The sequence below is a fragment of the Rhodopila sp. genome (assembly GCF_965277165.1).
Classification (GTDB): domain Bacteria; phylum Pseudomonadota; class Alphaproteobacteria; order Acetobacterales; family Acetobacteraceae; genus Rhodopila.
In genome coordinates, this window is the sequence record NZ_CBDICE010000006.1 from 100031 (window position 1) to 119356 (window position 19326).

Annotated in this window: 19 protein-coding genes; 11 read left to right on the top strand and 8 right to left on the bottom strand. The window is 66.2% G+C overall.

Going from position 1 to position 19326, the window contains the following annotated elements; genetic code table 11:
- Positions 1–17 precede the first annotated feature (17 nt).
- The 4 genes from ACQY4Y_RS12125 to ACQY4Y_RS12140 all read left to right on the top strand — a co-directional run bounded on the left by ACQY4Y_RS12125 (position 18) and on the right by ACQY4Y_RS12140 (position 7906).
- Positions 18–2402, top strand: a complete 2385-nt coding sequence (locus ACQY4Y_RS12125) for a xanthine dehydrogenase family protein molybdopterin-binding subunit (protein WP_428490875.1) — start codon at positions 18–20, stop codon at positions 2400–2402.
- A gap of 305 nt (positions 2403–2707) precedes the next feature.
- The gene (locus ACQY4Y_RS12130; protein ID WP_428490876.1) at positions 2708–4255 is read left to right on the top strand and encodes an efflux transporter outer membrane subunit; all 1548 of its coding nucleotides are present in this window, start codon (positions 2708–2710) and stop codon (positions 4253–4255) included.
- A gap of 459 nt (positions 4256–4714) precedes the next feature.
- Positions 4715–6001: an MFS transporter gene (locus ACQY4Y_RS12135; RefSeq protein ID WP_428490877.1), complete on the top strand. Its 1287-nt coding sequence runs from the start codon at positions 4715–4717 to the stop codon at positions 5999–6001.
- A 513-nt stretch (positions 6002–6514) separates the two neighbouring features.
- Complete coding sequence (locus ACQY4Y_RS12140) at positions 6515–7906, top strand: MFS transporter (protein ID WP_428490878.1); 1392 nt, start codon at positions 6515–6517, stop codon at positions 7904–7906.
- 46 nt (positions 7907–7952) lie between these two features.
- Here ACQY4Y_RS12140 and ACQY4Y_RS12145 read toward each other — a convergent pair whose 3' ends face one another.
- Complete coding sequence (locus ACQY4Y_RS12145) at positions 7953–8963, bottom strand: TauD/TfdA dioxygenase family protein (protein WP_428490879.1); 1011 nt, start codon at positions 8961–8963, stop codon at positions 7953–7955.
- Positions 8964–9242: 279 nt separating this feature from the next.
- Here ACQY4Y_RS12145 and ACQY4Y_RS12150 point away from each other — a divergent pair, with 279 nt between their 5' ends.
- Positions 9243–10415 carry a GAF domain-containing sensor histidine kinase gene (locus tag ACQY4Y_RS12150; RefSeq protein WP_428490880.1) on the top strand — a complete coding sequence of 391 codons (1173 nt, stop codon included), beginning with the start codon at positions 9243–9245 and terminating at the stop codon, positions 10413–10415.
- 56 nt (positions 10416–10471) lie between these two features.
- Here the strand turns inward: ACQY4Y_RS12150 and ACQY4Y_RS12155 are convergent, their stop codons facing one another.
- The 3 genes from ACQY4Y_RS12155 to ACQY4Y_RS12165 all read right to left on the bottom strand — a co-directional run bounded on the left by ACQY4Y_RS12155 (position 10472) and on the right by ACQY4Y_RS12165 (position 11948).
- On the bottom strand, positions 10472–10645 hold the full coding sequence (locus ACQY4Y_RS12155; protein ID WP_428490881.1) for a hypothetical protein: 174 nt from the start codon (positions 10643–10645) through the stop codon (positions 10472–10474).
- A 212-nt stretch (positions 10646–10857) separates the two neighbouring features.
- Entirely contained in the window at positions 10858–11382 is a 525-nt protein-coding gene (locus ACQY4Y_RS12160; RefSeq protein WP_428490882.1) for a chromate transporter, read from the bottom strand.
- A complete protein-coding gene (locus ACQY4Y_RS12165; RefSeq protein ID WP_428490883.1) occupies positions 11379–11948 on the bottom strand; it encodes a chromate transporter in 570 nt (189 codons plus the stop codon). The genes ACQY4Y_RS12160 and ACQY4Y_RS12165 overlap by 4 nt, the downstream gene beginning before the upstream one ends.
- A gap of 183 nt (positions 11949–12131) precedes the next feature.
- Between ACQY4Y_RS12165 and ACQY4Y_RS12170 the strand changes: the two genes are divergently transcribed.
- A complete protein-coding gene (locus tag ACQY4Y_RS12170; RefSeq protein WP_428490884.1) occupies positions 12132–12398 on the top strand; it encodes a hypothetical protein in 267 nt (88 codons plus the stop codon).
- Between the two features lie 33 nt (positions 12399–12431).
- Here the strand turns inward: ACQY4Y_RS12170 and ACQY4Y_RS12175 are convergent, their stop codons facing one another.
- The 4 genes from ACQY4Y_RS12175 to ACQY4Y_RS12190 all read right to left on the bottom strand — a co-directional run bounded on the left by ACQY4Y_RS12175 (position 12432) and on the right by ACQY4Y_RS12190 (position 16426).
- Positions 12432–13301, bottom strand: coding sequence for a CDP-alcohol phosphatidyltransferase family protein (locus ACQY4Y_RS12175; RefSeq protein ID WP_428490885.1), 870 nt, complete (start codon positions 13299–13301; stop codon positions 12432–12434).
- Between the two features lie 42 nt (positions 13302–13343).
- Complete coding sequence (locus ACQY4Y_RS12180) at positions 13344–14036, bottom strand: phosphatidylserine decarboxylase (protein WP_428490886.1); 693 nt, start codon at positions 14034–14036, stop codon at positions 13344–13346.
- Positions 14037–14134: 98 nt separating this feature from the next.
- Positions 14135–15514, bottom strand: coding sequence for a glutamate--cysteine ligase (locus ACQY4Y_RS12185; RefSeq protein ID WP_428490887.1), 1380 nt, complete (start codon positions 15512–15514; stop codon positions 14135–14137).
- A gap of 213 nt (positions 15515–15727) precedes the next feature.
- On the bottom strand, positions 15728–16426 hold the full coding sequence (locus ACQY4Y_RS12190) for a 16S rRNA (uracil(1498)-N(3))-methyltransferase (protein WP_428490888.1): 699 nt from the start codon (positions 16424–16426) through the stop codon (positions 15728–15730).
- A gap of 30 nt (positions 16427–16456) precedes the next feature.
- On the opposite strand from ACQY4Y_RS12190, the gene ubiA reads away from it, so the two are divergent.
- From ubiA to ACQY4Y_RS12215, 5 genes are all read left to right on the top strand, one after another.
- Positions 16457–17377, top strand: coding sequence for a 4-hydroxybenzoate octaprenyltransferase (gene ubiA, locus ACQY4Y_RS12195; protein ID WP_428490889.1), 921 nt, complete (start codon positions 16457–16459; stop codon positions 17375–17377).
- Positions 17374–18033: a class I SAM-dependent methyltransferase gene (locus ACQY4Y_RS12200; RefSeq protein WP_428490890.1), complete on the top strand. Its 660-nt coding sequence runs from the start codon at positions 17374–17376 to the stop codon at positions 18031–18033. Before ubiA ends, ACQY4Y_RS12200 begins: the two co-directional genes overlap by 4 nt.
- A 52-nt stretch (positions 18034–18085) precedes the next feature.
- Positions 18086–18502, top strand: a complete 417-nt coding sequence (locus tag ACQY4Y_RS12205) for a GFA family protein (RefSeq protein ID WP_428490891.1) — start codon at positions 18086–18088, stop codon at positions 18500–18502.
- A 198-nt stretch (positions 18503–18700) separates the two neighbouring features.
- Positions 18701–19027 carry a type II toxin-antitoxin system RelB/DinJ family antitoxin gene (locus tag ACQY4Y_RS12210; RefSeq protein WP_428490892.1) on the top strand — a complete coding sequence of 109 codons (327 nt, stop codon included), beginning with the start codon at positions 18701–18703 and terminating at the stop codon, positions 19025–19027.
- Complete coding sequence (locus ACQY4Y_RS12215; protein WP_428490893.1) at positions 19014–19292, top strand: type II toxin-antitoxin system YafQ family toxin; 279 nt, start codon at positions 19014–19016, stop codon at positions 19290–19292. The genes ACQY4Y_RS12210 and ACQY4Y_RS12215 overlap by 14 nt, the downstream gene beginning before the upstream one ends.
- Positions 19293–19326: the final 34 nt, after the last annotated feature.

Consider the following 19326-nt stretch of genomic DNA (forward strand, 5'->3'; position numbering starts at 1 on the left):
CCGTCGAGGACCGCCGTATGAACGCACCAGTCGATCTGTCCCAATTCGCCGATCAGAAATACGCCGTCGGCCAGCCGGTCCCGCGCAAGGAAGACCCGGTGCTGCTGCGCGGCGAGGGTCGCTACTCCGACGATCTCAACCGTCCCGGCCAGGCGCACGCGGTGATGGTGCGCTCGAATGCCGCGCACGGCACCATCCGCTCGATCGACACCAGCGCCGCCAAGGACGCACCCGGCGTGCTCGCGGTGCTCACCGGCCAGGATCTGATCGCCGCCGGGCTTGGCAACATGCCGTCGGGCATGGTGTTCAAGATGCGCGACGGCAGCGAGATGCCGAAGCCGACCCAACCGGTTCTCACCACCGACAAGGTGCGCTTCGTCGGCGACCCGGTCGCGGTGGTGGTGGCGGAGACAGCCAAGCAGGCCAAGGACGCGGCCGAGGCGGTGTTCGTCGATATCGACATCCTGCCCGCGGTGACCGAAGCCCGAGCCGCCGCTGCTGAGGGTGCGCCGGTGGTGCATGACGGCACGCCGGGCAACGTGATCCTGGATTTCCACCATGGCGACAGCGAAGCAGTCGAGGCCGCGTTTGCCGGCGCCGCCCATGTCACGCGCCTGCAGATCCGCAACAGCCGGGTCGTGGTCTGTCCGATGGAGCCACGCTCGGCGATCGGCGAATATGACCAGCAGGCCGATCGCTGGACCCTGCGGGTCGGCTCGCAGGGCGTGTTCGCGATGCGCCAGCTGCTGACCGGCCCGCTTAAGGCGACGGTCGAGAACGTCCGGGTGCTGACCGGCAACGTCGGCGGGTCGTTCGGCATGAAGGCCTCGCTCTATCCGGAATATCCCGCCATCCTGCATGCCGCCCGCTTGCTCGGACGGCCGGTGAAATGGACCGACGAGCGCGGCGAGAGCTTCCTGTCCGACAGTCATGGCCGCGACCACGACATGGCCCAGGAACTGGCGCTCGACGCCAACGGCAAGATCCTTGCCTTGCGGGTGACTGGCTACGGCAACATTGGCGCCTATCTGTCGAATGGCACCGTGCTGCAGCCGACCGGCAACATCGTGCGCAACACGATTGGGGTGTATGCCACTCCGCTGCAGGAGGTGACATCCAAGGCGATGTTCACCAACACCAGCCCGGTGGGCCCGTATCGTGGCGCCGGCAGGCCCGAGGGCAATTACTATATCGAACGCCTGCTCGATACCGCGGCGCGCGAGATGGGGATCGATCCGGCCGAGATCCGCCGCCGCAATCACATCCAGCCCGCCGCGCTGCCGTACACGACTCCCGCCGGCACCACGTATGACAGCGGCGATTTCCCCGCCGTGCTGAACAAGGCGCTGGCGGCCGCCGACTGGGACGGCTTCGCGGCGCGCAAGCGGCAGAGCGCCGAACGCGGCCGGTTGCGTGGCCGCGGCATCGGCCAGTACTTGGAGGTGACCGGGCCGCCGTCGAAGGAGATGGGCGGCATCCGGTTCGAGCCGGATGGCACCGTCACTATTATCACCGGCACGCTGGACTACGGCCAGGGCCACGCCTCGGCGTTTGCCCAGGTGCTGTCCGCCCGGCTCGGCATCCCGTTCGAGCAGATCAATCTGCTGCAGGGCGATTCCGACGAGTTGCTGGCCGGCGGTGGCACCGGCGGGTCGAAATCGCTGATGGCCAGCGGCACCGCGATCGTCGAGGGCGCCGAGAAAGTCCGCCAGGCCGGCCAGAAGATTGCCGCCCACGTGTTGGAGGCCGCCGAGGCCGATATCGAGTTTCAGGTGGTGCCCAGCGGTGCCAATCCCGGCGGCGGCCAGTTCCGCATCGCCGGCACCGATCGCGCCATCGGCATCATGCAACTGGCTGAGCAACTCCGCAGCGGCGCGGTGACGCTTCCGGCGGATGTGCCGCAGACCCTGTCGGTATCCCACGTCGCCGAGGGCCCGCCGTTCTCCTACCCCAACGGCTGTCACATCGCCGAGGTCGAGGTCGATCCTGAAACCGGCGTCACCGAGGTCGTCCGCTACCACATGGTGAACGATTTTGGGGTTATCGTAAATCCGATGCTGGTCGAGGGCCAGGCGCATGGCGGCATCGTCCAGGGCATCGGCCAGGCGTTCCTGGAGCATGTCGTGTATGACGACAGCGGCCAGCCGATGACCGGGTCCTATATGGACTACGCGCTGCCCAGGGCGAACGACGCGCCGATGTTCAACTTCACCTCTCATCCGGTGCCGGCGAAGACCAACGTGCTGGGGTCCAAGGGCTGCGGCGAGGCCGGCTGCGCGGGGGCACTGCCGTCGGTGATGAACGCCCTGGTCGATGCGCTCGCGCCGTACGGCATCATGCATCTCGACATGCCGGCCACGCCGTTGCGGGTGTGGCAGGCGATCCAGGCGAGCGGCAAGTAGTCTCTCGGTATCTAGCCATCCGGGTGCGCCGAGGGGCGGCTGCTGTCGCGCCGGCGACCCGAGGCGGTCCTGGCGGGCTGCGTGCGATCAGCGCGGCACGGATGGATGCGCACGAGGGTTTCGGCGACCGGGCCGGAGATTAGCGGCTGGTCGGCGGCTCGGTTGGGAAAATCCGGCGGCGTGGCCGGTCGGCACGGGTTCGCCGTGGCGCGCCGGCACCATCGGCGGCTAATCTGCACCCAGTCGACGGCCCGCGACCAAGGTTGAGGTTGCGGACGTGGCTCAGGCCTGCTGGATTAGGTATTATGATCAACAAATCAAAACGAAAATCGCGAATTGCGGTTGCGTTTCTGGCGGCTGGCGGACTGACCGGCTGCACCGTCGGGCCCGACTTCCAGCGGCCTGGCTGGGCCTCGCCCGCCTCTTGGTTCTCGGGTCCGAAAGAAGCGGTGCGGCGACCCGCGAGCATTCCCGTGGCGGAACCGATCAATCCCGACTGGTGGACGCTGTTCGGTGATCCGGTATTGACCGGGCTGGAACGGCGGGTGGCGGGGGAAAACCTCGATGTCAAGGTTGCCGGGCTGCGCCTGAACGAATCCCGAGACCAGCTTGCGGTGGCGCGCGCTTCGTTGTTTCCGACACTGCAGGGCAACGGGTCGTATGTGCGCCAGCAGGCCAGCAACAACGGCATCTTCGCGGTGATTCCCAGTGCCGTGGGTGCCAACGCAGCAAGTGGCGCGTCGGGCTTTTCGACCGGCGGCGTCAGCGGGGGTGGTCTAAAGCCGTTCGACCTGTGGCAGGGCGGCTTCGATGCCTCGTATGAGGTCGATCTGTGGGGCGGAGTGCGGCGGTCGGTCGAATCGTCAGCCGCCAGCAGCCAGGCCGCCGAAGAGGCGAGGCGGTCCACCCTGCTGTCCAGCCTGGCCGAGGTGGCGCGCGACTATATCCAGCTTCGCGGCGTGCAGGCGCAGTTGCAGATTGCCAGAGACAACGTCCGAACCGCGCAGCAGAGCCTCAATCTGACCCAGCAGCGTGCCGCCGGGGGGGTGACCACCGACCTCGACGTGGCCAATGCCTCGGCGCAGTTGCGCAGCACGCTGTCGCAGATCCCGACGCTGGAGCAGGAGGAGGCGCAACTGATCAACGCGTTGAGCCTGCTTGAGGGTCAGCCGCCGAATGCGCTGCGCACCGAACTGCGGGTGGTGAAGCCGGTGCCTCCGGTGCCCCCGCGAGTGCCGGTCGGGCTGCCGTCGGAACTGGCGCGGCGGCGTCCTGACATTCGTCAGGCGGAGGCGCAGTTGCATGCCGCGACCGCCGATATCGGGGTGGCGCAGGCGAACTTCTATCCGTCGGTCAGCCTGACCGGCAGTTTCGGACTTCAGGCGTTGCAGTTTCGCAAGGTTTTCGATATAAATTCGAAGCAATATTCTGTGGGTCCGGGGCTGACCATCCCGATCTTCCAGGGCGGCCAGTTGCGCTCAACCTTGCGGTTGCGAGAGGCGCAGCAGCAGGAGGCGGCGATCAACTTCCAGAGGACTGTGCTGCAGGCTTGGCACGATGTGGACAATGCGCTGACGGCGTATCAGGCGGAGCAGACCAGGCGGGATGAACTGGTGCGTGCGGTGACCGATAACCGGCATGCCCTGACCTTGGCGCAAAGCCGCTATCAGCAGGGGGTGGCGGACTTCCTGACGGTGCTGGACGCGGAACGCAGCCTGCTGGCGGCGCAACTGCAACTGGCGGACAGCACGACCATGGTGTCGTCCAATCTGGTTGCGCTGTACAAGGCGCTGGGCGGCGGATGGGAGACCGACATGCTGGAGCGTAAGACTGCGGCGGCTAAGCGATCCTAAACCGCGCATTTTGTATTTGTAAAAAACGATTCTGCAAGGCGGCGAGGCTTCAAAAAGATGCTGCGCGGCTCGACCGACGCCGGTCCGCGTCAATGCCGTATAAGCGGCGGTGCGGTTTTTGCGTCGTTTCAATACCCGGGTGGCAAGTTCGGTTTTTTGCAACCAGTGTCCGTCGCCGCAGGGTGCTTCCGTGGTTGTTAGGTTAGACGCGGCCGGGCCCTTAGGCTTTGCGTGTGGTCGACTGGTGCAGGCGTCCTGAACGCGCGGAGGCTTGGTTGTAGTTCGGGGTATTGAAAGAAATCAACCGCGGATGAAAGCGGATTGGATCGGCTTCAAGATGGGCGTTTGATCTCGGCACGATCACCGGTTGGATGGCAGTGATCTTGCACTTGTTTCCAGGTGCGTGCTTCCGGGTGCGCCGGCGGCTTGCTTCTATGGCGGCAACGGAAGGGTTGGCGAATGGCGGTTTCAGCGTCGGGTTTGGCGGCGGTTCGGCCCACCGGGGAACAGAGCCGCAGGGCGATCGGGGCGGCGACCATCGGCAATGTCATGGAGTGGTATGATTTCGGCGTTTTCGGTTTCCTCGCCGGATCGCTGGCGCTGAACTTCTTTCCGCGCGACGATCCGCGGACGTCTTTGCTGAACACCTTCCTGATTTTCGGCGTCGGGTTGGTATTCCGGCCGCTGGGCGGGATCGTAATCGGGCGCATGGGGGATCGGCGCGGGCGCAAGCCGGCTTTGGTGCTGACCATCCTGATGATGGCGGTGGGCACGGTGATGATCGGTCTGCTGCCGACCTATTCCGCCATCGGTGTGCTGGCGCCGGTTGGGTTGCTGGCCGCGCGGCTGCTTCAGGGGTTTTCGACCGGCGGCGAGTGGGGCGGATCGACAGCCTTCATGGCGGAATGGTCGGTCGAGGGGCAACGCGGGTTTTATACCAGCCTGCAGCAGATGTCGGTGGCCGGCGGCAGCCTGCTGGGGGTGGGGCTGGCGGCGCTGCTGACATCATGGATCGGGGTGCAGGCGATCAACGACTGGGGCTGGCGGATCCCGTTCCTGCTCGGTGGTTTGTTCGGACCGATCGGGCTGTGGCTGCGGCGCCGGGTGGATGAGACGCCGCCGTTCCGCGAAGTGCTGGCCGAGGGCGAGGGGGCGGAGGCCTCGACGTTCGGGCATGCGGCCCGGGCGTTCGGGTTTACCGTGCTGTGGACCGTGAGTTTCTATGTGTTCCTGACCTATATGCCGACCTACACAAGGACGCAGTTGCACTTGACCGCGGCGCAGGCGTTGTGGGCCTCGACCGCCAGCCTGTTGGCGCTGGTGGTGCTGGTGCCGCTGATGGGGGCGTTGTCGGATCGGATCGGCCGGAAGATCCTATTGCTGACTTCGTGCGCGCTTTGCTTCGTGCTGCCGATTCCGGCGTTCTATGTGTTGACCCAGGGCTATGGGTTCGCCTCGGTGGTGTGGATACAGATCGTGTTTGCGCTGGCGATTTCGTTGTTCTCAGGGCCTGGGCCGGCGGCGATCGCGGAGATGTTTCCGACCCGTGGTCGCTCGACCTGGATGTCGTCTTCGTATGCGCTGGCGGTGGCGATTTTTGGTGGGTTCGCGCCGTTCGTCTCGCAATGGCTGATCGATGTGACCGGATCGAGGATGGCGCCGACGGCCTATGTGATGGCGGCGGCAGCGGTCAGCTTCTGGGTGATCGCGGGGTTGCGGGAGACGGCGCACGAGTCGTTGCGCTAGACGTTCGTTGTTTCATCCGGTCGTTGAGTGTGCTTGCGCCGACCTGACCAGTGTCAAGCCCAGCCAGGCCGGCGGCGACGATCACGTCGATCCCCCGCAGCGCGGTTAGCTGGGTGATTAGCGGGGGCCGGCAACCAGCGCGGATCTGCCCACGCAGGGCGGTGTCGAGCCTATCGCGCCGCGTTTCGGCGAGGCTAATCGCATCGCGCGTGGCGATCTTGCGCCGCTCGCCCGGCTTGCGCGGGATCAGACCCTCGATCTCGGCCCATCGCGAGAATGGTCAGCGCCCAATCAGTGGAACGGACATGCGGTCTTGACCCTGGCCGCGCCGGCGAAGCCGGGCGATGTGCCGCTGAGTGTGAGGGACGGTCGCGGGTGGAGCGGCGGCGGTCCTTGCGGGGAGCGTCGTAAACGCGGCTCGATCGACTTGCGGGTGCGGGGCGGACGCGGCAGAGTTTGCTTCGCCGCCTGGTTCAGGGCGGGAGGAAACCAACCCGAACGAGGTCGCCGCCAATGGATGCCACAGCCGAACCAGTTGGAGCCGGGCGGATTGCCGCGCGTATCGATCGTCTGCCGCTGACTTGGGCGCAGTGGCGATTGGCGTTGATCAGCCAGTTGTTCTGGGGCGTGATCATCGCCGCGGACGGGATCCCGGCGAAGGTCTATCCCTATGTCTGGCTGCCGCAGCACGCGTTCGGGCTGACCGCGTTCTCGTTTCTGCTGGCAATGCAGTTCGGCGTTGGTATCCTGGTCGGCGAGTATCTGATCGGCCTGGTGGCCGACCGCTGGGGGCGACGGGTGGCGCTGCTGATTTCCACCCTGGCGATCGCGCTGCTGATGTGGCCGACGGCGCTGACCAACAACTTTGCCCTGCTTATGGTATTCTTCGGCCTGTCCGCCATCGGCCTGGGGGGCGTGCTGTCGGTCAACGTCGTCTATATGGGCGAAATCATTCCGCCCAAGGAGCGCGGGCGGGTGATGCTGGGGTCCCAGGTCCTGGCGGTGGCGGTGTACGGGCTGCTGGGCAACATACCGGCGATCTTGTGGATACCCAACCACTACGAGCTGTTCATCAACTTCTACTGCGTAGTGTCACTGGTGGTGTTGGTGCCGCTGGCCTGGGTGATCCCGGAATCGCCGCGTTGGCTGGAGGCGCACGGCCGCCACGAGCAAGCCGAACGGGTGACCGCTGCGCTGGAGGCGGAATGCCTGCGGCGCAGCGGGCTGAGCAGTCTGCCGGAGCCGCAATATGCGAAATACAGTGTTGATGTGCGCAAGCATGTCCCGGTGCGGGAGCTGTTCCGTGGCGAGTATGGTCGTCGCACGATGTTGCTGCTGGTGGCCTGGATCCTGGGCTACAGCGGCATGATCTATGGTTTCGGCGGTTACGAGACGCTGTTGCTGCGCGGCTTTGGGCTGAGCGCCGACCAGGCGTTCGGGGTGATCCTGGTGTCCTCGACGCTGGGCGGCGGCGGCGGGCTGGCGATCTGCGCGATGCTGGGGGAGTCGGTGGAACGACGGATGATCATCCTGGTCAGCGCGATCATTGCCGTGTGCATGCTGGCGGTGCTGTATTTCGTGCACACGGTGCTGGCTTCGTATGTGCTGGTGACGTTGTCTTGGGGGGCGACCGAGGTCTGGTTGTTCAGCATGTACAACTACACGGCGGCGAGCTATCCAACCCGGCTGCGGGCGACGGGTACTGGCCTGACCGATGGTGTCGGTCACCTTGGCGCGGTGTTCGGGCCAATCGTGGCGGGATGGCTGTTCTCGGCGACGGCCGCGTTCGGCCATGCCGGCTGGTTCGCCTATGTGATGATCCCCGGCGCATTGATCCCGGCGGTGATGATCGCGGTGTGGGGGATCGACCAGCGGCGGGCGATCCTGGAGCAGATCGCGGTATAGCGGGGGGCGGTTTGGCCTGGGGCGATTTAGCGCGGGCAGGGGACGGTCAGGCGGCGATCCAGCTTTTGCTCTCGCCGGCGTAGGCCGGGCCGGGACTGCCGCTGACCGTGGTGCGCCACATCACGCGGGCCTCATTTTCGGCGTCGAACCAGGTGGCGGCGTGCACCAGGCAGCGATTGTCCCAGACCACCAGGTCGCCGCGGGTCCATTCGTGGACGTAGACGAATTCGGGGCGGGTGAGGTGGGACATCAACTCGAACAGCAGCTTGCCGCCGTCGCCGTTGGGGCCGGGCTGCATGCCGGCGATGGGGCCATCGAGCCAGTCCATCTGGCCGGCCTCGCACAGATAGAGCGCGGGGCGGTTGGTGACCGGATGGAGGCGCACGATCGGCTGGCGCTGCGGGCGTTCGTGCGGCGACAGCCCACGCGGGGGCGCGCCGGACAGCACGGCATCGCGGTTGCGCCCGGCGCTGTTCTGTACATGGATGCCGTCGAGGCCGTTCAGTCGGGCCTGCATTTCGGGCGGCAACGCGGCGTAGGCGGCGGTGGCGTCGGCGAATAGCGTCTGACCCTGGTCGCGGCGGATCGGCGTCACCGCCAGGAACAGCGAGATGTCGGGCGGCGGGCGGCGATAGCTCTGGTCGGTGTGCCAGCCTCGGCGGTGCGGGAAGCGGGTTGGCAGCGTGCCGTCCTGGGTCAACGGCGGATCCGGCCGGGGCGGCGGCATGCGGCTGACCGGGGGGACGTTGGACACAATGAAGATCTCGGGCACGCTCGGGTGCACCATGTTCGAGGGCGTCAGGTTGTGGCGGTAATCCTCGACCTCGGCACCGAAGATGCGGCTCAGGCGGACCAGCAGTTCGGGTTGGTCGGCCATTGCCTGCAGGCCCGGCAGCAGCAGCAGGCCGCCGGCGTCGGCCAGCGCGGCGGGCAGCAACGCTGGGTCGCGTTCGGCGGCTTCGACGGCGCGCCGGGCTCCGACGGCTTCGGCCACTTGCAGGCGGGCGCCGAAGCCGGATCCAGTGAGCGGCTGGGGGGGTTCGAAGCGGTCGGTCAATGGTTGCGTTCCGATGCAATGCAGTTTGGAGGCTATCGGATCGGTTCAGACGGTCAACTCGGCCGGGCTTGGATCAGTCGGGGGGGAGCGGCGCGGCTGAAAGGTGAAGAGCGGATTAGCAATGGTCAATTCGGCGGAATCGAAATAGAAGTGAAGCCATGTCGGGCGCATGGTGCGTCATGCTGGCGCGTCGCCGGGCTGATATGATGTTTGGCAACTGATGTCTGGCAAGGACGTAGCTGTGGTTTGGCGCATGGGTGTCCGCAGCCGAAGGGGAGCGTGACCAATTTGCAAGCCGATATTGCCGTCGTCAGCGAGATAGAGGCGGTCCCGACGATACTCGACGTGGTTTGTCGGACCACCGGTCTTGGCTTCGCCGCCGTGGCCCACGTAACCGAGGATCGCTGGGTTGCCTGCGGCGTGCGCGGTGAATTCGCCTCCGGTCTGCAACCGGGCGGCGAGCTTCCGGTCGACACCACGATCTGTCACGCGGTGCGTGCCAGCGGGGAAGCCATCGTCATCGACAACGTCGCCGAGGATCCGCGTTATCGCGACCATCCGGCCCCTCCTTTGTATGGCTTCCAAAGCTGCATATCGGTGCCGATCGTGCTGCCAGACGGTCGGTTCTTCGGCACGCTTTGCGGCGCCGATGCGCAACCGGCGCGGCTCAGCACGCCCGAGGTGCTGAACATGTTTAAGATGTTCGCCGAGCTGATCGCGTTTCACCTCAACGCGCTGGAGCAGGCGGCGGTCAACCAGGACCGTTTGCTGGACGAGCAGAAAACCTCGCTGTTGCGCGAGCAGTTCATCGCGGTTCTGGGCCATGACTTGCGTAATCCGCTGGCGGCGATCAGTACCGGGGCCGAGTTGTTGGCGCGGACACCGCTGAGCGACAAGGGGTCGCGAATGGTGACGATCATTCGCGCCAGCGCCAACCGGATGTCGAGCCTGATCGACGATGTGATGGACTTCGCGCGCGGCCGGCTGGGCAGTGGGCTGACCTTGGACCGCACCTCCGCCGAGGCGCTGGAGCCTGTGCTGCGGCATGTGATCTCGGAGTTGCAATCAAGTGTCCCGGACCGGCGGATCGAGGCATCCATCTCACTGGGCTGTCCGGTGCTGTGTGATGCGGGTCGGATCTCGCAACTGCTTTCCAACTTGCTTGGCAACGCGCTGGCGTATGGCGCCGCCACCGAGCCGGTGCGTGTCGAGGCGGTTACCGATGATACGACGTTCGATCTCGCGGTCTGCAACGGTGGCGAAATGATACCGTCTTCGGTGCTGGAGCGAATGTTCCACCCGTTCGCTCGCGGAGCGGTGCGCCCGGACCAGCCTGGGCTGGGCCTGGGTCTGTTCATTGCGTGGGAAGTCGCTCGCGCGCATGGTGGCACGCTGACGGTGACGTCGTCGGAGCGTGAGACGCGTTTCAGTTTCAAAATGCCAGTGGCTTGAAACGGGGTTGCCTGAACAGTCGGGCGCTGGGATACCAGGATTATCGCGCCCATGTTCTAGACTTCCAGCCACCGCCAGTAGGTGTCGAAACAATTGAGCGGCGACCGCGGTTCTCCCAGCGAGTAGGTCAGGTGTGCGACCGCGGTATCCACGCTGATGGCGAGTTCCAGTGCCTCGCCAAGCGCCGCGTTGTCGGCGAAATCTTCGAAGGCATTGGCCCAGTCCTGCAACAGCAGTCGCGGCAGCGGTCCGTTCTTTAGAAAAACGAACGAGACGCTGGTCGCGTTAGCGAGCGGTGCGGATTTGGCCAGCGAAATCGACAGCGCCTGCGGTCGATGAGTTCGAACGAGCGAGCTCTCGCGTTGCCCCGAGTGTAGTATAGTTCGGCACGATCGGGCGCCAGTCGCAATGTGGCGAGGGTTGTCGGTCACGTAACGATCGTTCAGCCGACGAGACCGATGGCTCCGGCGATCGCGGCGCCGCCGAGGATCAGCATCGGGTGGAGCTTGGTGGCGAGGAACAGTACCGCGGTCAGGACGGTAACAGTGGCGGCCGCCGCGTCCACCGAGGTGCTTTTGATCAGCAATGCGGCGCTTGCCATGATCAGTCCGATGCTGACCGGTTGCAGGCCAGCCTGGAGGGCTTTGCGCAAGGGGGCGTCCTTGAACCGGTACCACACTCGGCTGACGATCAGGGTCAATATCGACGACGGGGTGAGCACCGAGGCTGTGGTTACCAATGCGCCCGCGATGCCGGCGACCCGGAAGCCGATCAGGCTGACCACCATCATGTTGGGCCCGGGTGCGGCCTGGGCCAGGGCGAACAGCGCGGCGAAATCGCGTGCGGTCATCCAATGGTGGACGTCGACGACCTGGCGCTGCATCTCGGGCAGCACGGCGTTGGCACCACCGAAGGCGAGCAGGGAGAATTGCGCGTAAACCGCGGCGAGTTCGGTCAGCCTGGTCATGCGGGGAAGCGCCACAGCAGCAGGGTGGAGCCGATCGCCAGCACTGGCATGACCGCCAGCAACGGCAGCCGCAGCACGGCGATCACCACGAAGCAGCAGGCGGTGACGCCGATCGCCACTGGGCGGCCGCGCAGCGGGGCGGCGATCCTGCAGGCGGTGGCGAGCAGGTACGCGGCGGCGGCTGCCGATAGCGCAACGAACGCTCGGCGCACGGGCGGGTAGGCGGCGTACTGGTCGTAGACCGCGCCGAGGGCGATGACGATCGCCACCGGCGCGGTCATCAGTCCGAGCAGGCAGGCGATGGCGCCGCGCACGCCGTGGAAGCGCGATCCCAGCGCGATCGTCAGGTTCATGATGTTGCCGCCGGGCAGGAATTGGCACAGCCCGAGCATCTCGGTGAATTCGGCGGCGGTGAGCCATTGACGCTGGTCGACGATCATCCGCCGGGCCCAGGGCAGGACGCCGCCGAAACCGCAGATGCCGACGATGAAGAAGCCGGCGAACAGGTCGAAGGGGGTCGGGTTGGGCGAGGTGGGATCGGGCGAGGTCGGGGGCGTTTCGGACATGCAGCGATGGATAGCGAATCCTGGATGGATTGGACAATTGGCCGCCGGAGTCAGGCGGGGGCGGTCCGGCAGGCGCGGTCCGGCAGGCGGGGGGTTATTGCTCCTCTGCAATGGGTTGCATGGGTCGCGCGTCTGGTTGTGTCGAAGCTGTGTCTGGCGTTGCGGCGCGGCAGGTCCCATGTGATGGGTATGACCAAGCGCCGCAGCAGCAGCCTTCCCGCGATGATGACCGAAATGACACTGGCGTCGTGGGAGACCATGTTTCACCGCGGGCTGATGATGGCACAGGGGACGTGCAGCGCGGCTGAATATCAGCGCATGGTGATGGAAAAGGCGGCGGCGATGCAGGCCTCGACCCTGGCGATGATGACCGGAAGGGGGCAGGCCGCGATGGTGGCGCCTTACTTGGTTCGGTCCCGCGCCAACGCTCGGCGGCTGCGTCGCAAATAGGGTTGTTCGGTCGCTTCCTTAACGGTGGGGGGGTCAGGCGATCTCGCGGCGCTCGACATCGGGGTCGTCGCGTGGCGCCTCGGCTTCGCGTCGCAGCCGGCGGAAGCTGCGCACGCTGAACGGCAGCATCCCGACATAAATCAGCCCGGCCGCCGCCAGCGCAGCCCACGGGTCGGCGATGGCGACCGCGGCGTAAGCGCCGGTTCCCAGCAGCAGCGGCAGGACGAACTCCGAGGGGACCTTGAAGTTCTTGAAGCTCCAGATCGGCAGGGTCGACACCAGCAGCAACGAGGTGCCGATCAGCACCGCGGCGCAGAACAGGGGAAATTGAGACGCCTGCAGCAGCCAATCGAAGCCGAGCGACTTTGCCTCGAGGCCGAGGAACAGCGGGAATAACGCGAGCCCGGCGCCGGCCGGGGCCGGGACGCCAGTGAAGAAGTTGTAGGCGTAGGCCGGCTTCGGCGCGCCGTCGAGGGATGCGTTGAAGCGGGCCAGACGGAGCGCCATGCAGACCGCGAACATCAGGCACGGGGCGTAGCCGTACGCGTGGCCGCGCTGCAACGACCACAGGTAGATGACGAACGGCGGCGCGACGCCGAAGCAGAGAAAGTCGGACAGGCTGTCGAACTCGGCGCCGAAGCGTGATGTGGTTTTCAGCATTCTGGCCAGCCGGCCGTCCAGGCCATCGATCAGGCCGGCGACGACGATTGCCACGGCGGCGGCGCCGAACCGGCCCTCGAGTCCGAAGCGCATCGATGTCAGGCCGCCGCACAGGCCTAGCATGGTGAGCAGATTCGGGATCATGCGGTTGAACGACGGGCCTTTGTAGCGTGGCCGCTTGCGCGGCCGCGGACGATAGCGTCGCAGCCGGCGGATCTGTGAGACGGAGGCCCGGTCAGTCATGGGGTCACACTGGCTGTTTGGTTTGCCGCACGCTTCATGGGCTTATGCGTTCCGGTCGGCGATGTCTTGGCGTAGTTCGGCGATCACGGTTTCACCGCCGATCATGGTTTGGCCCTCGGTCACCAGCGGGCGCACACCTTCGGGCAGGTAGAGATCGGTGCGGCTGCCAAAGCGGATGATACCGAAGCGGTCGCCCGCGGTCACCGGGTCGCCTTCGCGCACCGAACAAAGGATGCGCCGAGCGATCAGGCCGGCGATCTGCACCACCGCGATTTCCTGCCCGTCGGGCAGACGGATGGCCAGGGCGTTGCGCTCGTTTGCCTCGCTGGCCTTGTCCTGGCCGGCACTGACGAAGGCGCCGTGCCGGTAGGCGATGCGGGTGATGACGCCGTCGGCCGGCACGCGGTTGACGTGGACGTTCAGCACCGAGAGGAAGATCGACACTTTCCAGCGCGGTCCGGTGGTTAGGCCGAGTTCCGGCGGCGGGGCGGCGGGCCTGACGGCGACCACGCGGCCATCGGCGGGGGCGAGGAGCAGGTTGGCCCGTGGCGGCGGATGGCGTTCCGGGTCGCGAAAGAAATACAGGCAGAACAGGGTGAAGATCAGGCCCAGCCAGATCAGCCAGGCGCCGAAGGCAAAGCCTAGCAGCAGGGCGATCATTCCCGCCATGATGAACGGTCGCCCGGCGGGATGGGGCGGCGCCAGAACGCCGCGGATATCGTCCGTGATAGCCATCTGGCGGCGGTTTATGCAGCGTTGGGCGACGCCGGGCAAGGCTGACGGCTAGGTTTTGCGGCAGCGGCAACCTGCTGGATGGCGTCCATGGCACCCGTCTAGATGACGGCTTCTTGGAAGATTCGGCCGGCGTCGCCGCCCCATGCCTGGTTGTAGCGCTGCAGCCAATGTTCGGCCTGGGTCGGCGCTCCGGCGGCGATCGCTTGCAGCGGTTGCAGATAGGCCCGCTCGTCTTCGCCGGCCGCATTGACTCGGTGGCGGCCGCGCAGGCCGTCCTGGGCGATCGCCACGACGTCGGCGGCGATGTCGCGCAATGTGCCGCCGCGCCACAGCGCGTCCAGGCCCTGGCGCGGCACGGCGGCTCGGGCGGTGACCGCATCCTGCCAGGACGCCCCGCGCAGCAATGCCTCGGCGGCGGTCAGCGCGGCGGGGTCGTAGAGCAGGCCGACCCAGAGCGCCGACTGTGCCAGCATCATGTCGGGGCGTCCGGCATCGGCGCCGCGCATTTCCAGGAAGCGTTTCAGGCGCACATCGGTGAACGCGGTGGTGACGTGATCGGCAAAATCGCCGTGTGTGGCGGTGACGCCGGCCAGCGCCGGCACCCGTCCGGCGATGAACGCGGCGAACGACTGCCCGGCGACATCGATGTAGCCGCCGTCGCGGTAGACGAAATACATCGGCACGTGTTCGATCAACCATGACGCGTAGCGTTCGAAGCCGAAGCCGTCCTCGAACATGACCGGAGGGATTCCGGCGCGCTGGTTGTCGGTGTCGGTCCAGACCTGTGCGCGATAGGACAGGAAGCCGTTCGGCTTGCCCTCGGTGAACGGAGAATTGGCGAACAGCGCGGTGGCCAGCGGCTGCAGCAGCAGCGAGACGCGCAGCTTGCGCCGCATATCCTGCTCCGAGGCGAAATCGAGATTGACCTGCACGGTGCAGGTGCGGGTCATCATGTCGAGGCCCATGGCGCCGACCTGCGGCATGTAGCGCTGCATGATGGCGTAGCGACCTTTCGGCATCCATGGCATCGCGGCGCGGCGGGCCAGCGGGTGAAAACCGAGCGGCGCGAAGCCCATGTCGAGGGGGGTGCAGGCGGCACGGACCTGGTCGAAGTGGGTTTCCAGCTCATGGCGGGTCTGGTGCAGGTCGTCCAGCGGCTCGCCGGACAATTCGAGCTGTCCGGCCGGCTCCAGCGAGACCGAGGCGGCGCCCTGCTTCAGTCCGATGGTGTTGTCGCCGTCCAGGATCGGGGCACCGCCGAATTGGCCCAGGCCGGCGAGCAGGTCGCGAATGCTGCCGGGCTGGCCGTCGCTGGGGAGGTACGGTGGCGCGGCCAAATCGGCTGCGCGAAAGCCGAATTTTTCGTGTTCGGTGCCGATGCGGAATTGCGCCGCCGGCTTGGCGCCGGCTTCAAAATACTCCGCCATTTGGCGGATCGAGGTGAGCGGCGTGTCGTCGGTGTCACCGGGATTGGACATGGGGTTCCCACGGCAGTTTGGTTATACCGCCGGTCGGGCGGTGGGATGCGCTGGCTGGACCATTTTCATCATGACCGGACATGCCGAAAATGGTCTACCTCTTTGTTTTGTCGCATGATTCACGCAGCTTGAACGTTCCGCCGAAGCCGCGATCATGCTTTAGCTGCTGGCCGAGAACCGGAACGGAGCACGGCTGTGTCGAAGGTCACCGTACTAGTCCCCACGCGGTGCTTGCAACAAGGCCAGGCCGACGATCGCCGCGGTCTCGGCACGCAGGATGCGCGGACCGAGGGTAACCGGGCGGATGAAGCGGCAGCGGTCGAGTGCGGTGTGATCGCGCGGCCCGAAGCCGCCCTCGGGGCCGATCAGCAGTCCGGCTGGAGCGGTCGCCGCGGCCAGGGGTTGGGCGTCGGCGCGTGCCAGCGCCGCGAACAGGGTGCGTTCGGGTGGCCAGCCGGCGAGGCCGTGGTGCAGTTGGCGCGCCGGTTGGACGGTGGGGACGGTGAGGCGTTCGCTTTGTTCGGCGGCCTCGATGGCGATCGCGCGCAGGCGGTCGAGATTGATCCGCCCGGCGTTGGTGTGTTCGGTGAACACCGGCAGCAGCGACCCGACGCCGAGTTCGGTGGCCTTCTGCACCAGCAGGTCGGTGGTGTCGCGTTTGAGGATGGCGAACATCAGCCAAAGGTCGGCGTCGGCGGATTGCGCCCGGAGCCGGGTTTCCACCGCGAAGGCGGCCTTGCCTCGGGTCAATTCCGCAATTCGGCCGGTCCATTCTCCGTCGCGGCCGTTGAACAGGCGGATCGGGTTGCCGATCGCCTGGCGCATCACGGTGCCGAGGTAGTGCGCCTGGGCCTCGCTGGCCTGGATCGTGGCACCGTCGGCGAGTGCCGCCTCGACATGCAGGCGGATCATGGCTTTGCTGTATGACCGGTTGATGCACGCATGGAACCGCCGACAAACTCCGTTATGATGCACACCGACATCGTCGCCACCGGCTGGATCGCACGGTTGCCGCGCGCGTGGCTGCCGTTTCTGCTTGTTGCCCGGCTGGACCGGCCGATCGGCACCTGGCTGCTGTTCCTGCCGGGGTTGTGGGGAATCCTGCTGGTGCGAGCCCCGGTTGGCCAGACCGTCCGCCTGATTGCTCTGTTCGCCGTCGGCAGCCTGGTGATGCGCGCCGCCGGTTGCGTGGTCAACGATCTATGGGATCGCGATATCGATCGCAAGGTGGCACGCACCGCCGGGCGTCCGCTGGCCTCCGGCGCGCTGCGGCCGCGCGCGGCGCTGGTGTTCCTGGGCGTGTTGCTGGGGCTGGGGCTGGCGGTGCTGTTACAACTGAACCGGCTGGCCCAGGGTCTTGGGGTGGCGTCGCTGCTGCTGGTGGCGCTGTATCCGTTGGCCAAGCGGGTGACCTGGTGGCCGCAACTGGTGATGGGGTTCACCTTCGGGTTCGGCGCGCCGCTGGGCTATGCGGCGGCGGCCGGGCGGCTCGATTTCGCCTGGGCGGCACTTTATGGCGCGGCGATCCTGTGGGATCTGGGGTTTGACACGATCTATGCGCATCAGGACCGCGAGGACGACGCCCTGGTTGGCATCGGTTCGACGGCGCGGCTGTTCGGCGAACGCACCCGGCCGTTCCTGGCGGCGTGCTACGCGGGGTGCATCGCGGTGCTGGCGCTGGCCGGCTGGGTCGCTGGGCTGGGCGGGTGGTTCTACCCGGCGCTGGTGCTGCCGGCGGCGTTGCTGGCGCGCCAGGTGGTGGCGCTGGACATCGACGACCCGGCCGGATGCCTGCGTCTGTTCAGGGCCAACCGGGAGGCCGGGCTGGCGGTTGGCCTGGCGATCCTGGCGGGCTGGGCTTGAACGATCCCGAGGCGCTGATCCGGGCCAACACGATGCTGACGACGGCCGCCCATGTGCCGGAGATCAAGCTGCATCTGGCGACCGAGATCACGCCGATCTGGCAGGCGACCGAGGCGTGGTTGGCCGAACATAACGTGGCGCCACCGTTCTGGGCGTTTGCCTGGCCGGGCGGCCAGGCACTGGCGCGCCATCTGCTGGACCATCCGGGGCTGGTGGCCGGCAAGCGGGTGCTGGACTTCGCCGCCGGCTGCGGCATCGCGGCGATCGCCGGCGCGCTGGCCGGGGCGGCGGCGGTGGAGGTGGCGGAGATCGACGCGCTGGCCCTGGCGGCGGTGGGGATGAACGCGGCGGCGAATGGGGTCGTTGTGGCTCGATCAGGCGATGTGGTGGGGATGGCGTGCCGCTGGGATCTGATCGTGTGCGGCGATATCTGTTACGAGGCGCCGATGACCGGGCGGATCATGCCGTGGCTGCGGTCGATGGCCGGTGTCGCCGAGGTCTGGATCGCCGATCCCGGCCGCGCCTACCTGCCGGCCGCGGGGTTGCGGAGGATGGCGGGCTACCGGATCGAGACCAGCCTGGAACTGGAAGACAGCACGCATCGGGATGTGGTGATCTATCGGGTGGGTCGCGGCGTGGACGAGGGCTCCGGTTGAGGGGGATGACGGCGACGCCAACGTATTTCAGGCCAGGCTGACGGAGATCGATATGAAGAAAACCTATCATGGCAGTTGCCATTGTCGCGCTGTCACCTTCGAGGCTGACATCGACCTCGATCAGGGAACCGGCAAGTGCAACTGCACCATGTGCTGGAAGCAGCGGATGTGGAACGCCGGCCGGTTGGGGCCGGCGGATTTTCGCCTGCTGAGCGGCGAGGATGTGCTGAGCGATTATTCCAAGTCTGGGGCATGGGGCGAAGGACACCACCGCTTCTGTTCGAAATGCGGCATCGCGACGCATGGCCATGGGAGGATCGAGCAAATGGGCGGCAATCCCTATGTCTCGGTTCATCTCGCCGCACTCGACGACCTGGCGGTTGAGGATCTGGTTGGCGCGCCGGTGACGTATATGGATGGGCTGCACGACAATTGGGGGAATCCGCCGGTGGAAACCCGGCAGTTGTAGTTGGGTCTGTTTTGCGGCCGCGTCGCACGAAGCCGGACATTCCGTTCAGAGATCGAATCACTGACGCTAGTTGAGGGGTGCGCGCCATGTAGGGGGGCGCCGGTTTCGACGGCGGCGGGAGGCCGGGCAGGCGGACGGGATTTTGTTATGGAACGGCAAGACATGCCGCCCAGCGTGCCATTTGAATAAACTGGACCGATGATGATCCTGGATAAACATGCCTATGTGGGCTACGCTGTAGCTCAACAGGAGGCTTTAGCCATGACCGAGAAGGCCGTTGTCCGCGCGCGTATCGACGAGACGACCAAAAGCGAGGCCGCCGCCGTGCTAGCCGCTATGGGGCTGTCCCTATCGGATGCCTTCCGCATGTTGTTGAAGCGCGTGGCGGCGGAAAAGGCGCTGCCATTTGAACCGCTTGTGCCCAATGCCGAAACCGTGGCCGCCATGCAGGCGGCCCGACGCGGCGACCTGGTAACGGTTGGCAAACCCGCGGCCCTCATCGCGAGCTTGAATGCGGACTGTTAAATACACGAACCGCTTCAAACGCGACTATCGCCGGGAAAAGTCGGGCCAGCTTGGTAAAAGGCTCGATGCGTTGCTGCAGGAGGTCGTAGACCTGCTGGCCGCCGAAACCCCTTTGCCGCATCGTAATTTCGATCACGCTTTAACCGGCGACTGGGTCGATCATCGCGATTGCCACATCAGGCCCGATCTTGTGCTTATCTACCGCAAGCCCGGTGACGACCTGGAGCTTGTGCGGCTCGGCTCGCATAGTGAGCTTGGCCTTTAAGCGCGATAACGGCCATTCCGGAAACGGCAGGGTG

Coding starts and splice junctions, on each gene's coding strand:
- ACQY4Y_RS12125 (WP_428490875.1), top strand. CDS start 18: ATGAACGCACCAGTCGATCTGTCCCAATTCGCCGATCAGAAATACGCC.
- ACQY4Y_RS12130 (WP_428490876.1), top strand. CDS start 2,708: ATGATCAACAAATCAAAACGAAAATCGCGAATTGCGGTTGCGTTTCTG.
- ACQY4Y_RS12135 (WP_428490877.1), top strand. CDS start 4,715: ATGGCGGTTTCAGCGTCGGGTTTGGCGGCGGTTCGGCCCACCGGGGAA.
- ACQY4Y_RS12140 (WP_428490878.1), top strand. CDS start 6,515: ATGGATGCCACAGCCGAACCAGTTGGAGCCGGGCGGATTGCCGCGCGT.
- ACQY4Y_RS12160 (WP_428490882.1), bottom strand. CDS start 11,382: ATGACCAGGCTGACCGAACTCGCCGCGGTTTACGCGCAATTCTCCCTG.
- ACQY4Y_RS12165 (WP_428490883.1), bottom strand. CDS start 11,948: ATGTCCGAAACGCCCCCGACCTCGCCCGATCCCACCTCGCCCAACCCG.
- ACQY4Y_RS12170 (WP_428490884.1), top strand. CDS start 12,132: ATGGGTATGACCAAGCGCCGCAGCAGCAGCCTTCCCGCGATGATGACC.
- ACQY4Y_RS12175 (WP_428490885.1), bottom strand. CDS start 13,301: ATGACTGACCGGGCCTCCGTCTCACAGATCCGCCGGCTGCGACGCTAT.
- ACQY4Y_RS12180 (WP_428490886.1), bottom strand. CDS start 14,036: ATGGCTATCACGGACGATATCCGCGGCGTTCTGGCGCCGCCCCATCCC.
- ACQY4Y_RS12185 (WP_428490887.1), bottom strand. CDS start 15,514: ATGTCCAATCCCGGTGACACCGACGACACGCCGCTCACCTCGATCCGC.
- ACQY4Y_RS12190 (WP_428490888.1), bottom strand. CDS start 16,426: ATGATCCGCCTGCATGTCGAGGCGGCACTCGCCGACGGTGCCACGATC.
- ubiA (WP_428490889.1), top strand. CDS start 16,457: ATGGAACCGCCGACAAACTCCGTTATGATGCACACCGACATCGTCGCC.
- ACQY4Y_RS12205 (WP_428490891.1), top strand. CDS start 18,086: ATGAAGAAAACCTATCATGGCAGTTGCCATTGTCGCGCTGTCACCTTC.
- ACQY4Y_RS12210 (WP_428490892.1), top strand. CDS start 18,701: ATGATGATCCTGGATAAACATGCCTATGTGGGCTACGCTGTAGCTCAA.
- ACQY4Y_RS12215 (WP_428490893.1), top strand. CDS start 19,014: ATGCGGACTGTTAAATACACGAACCGCTTCAAACGCGACTATCGCCGG.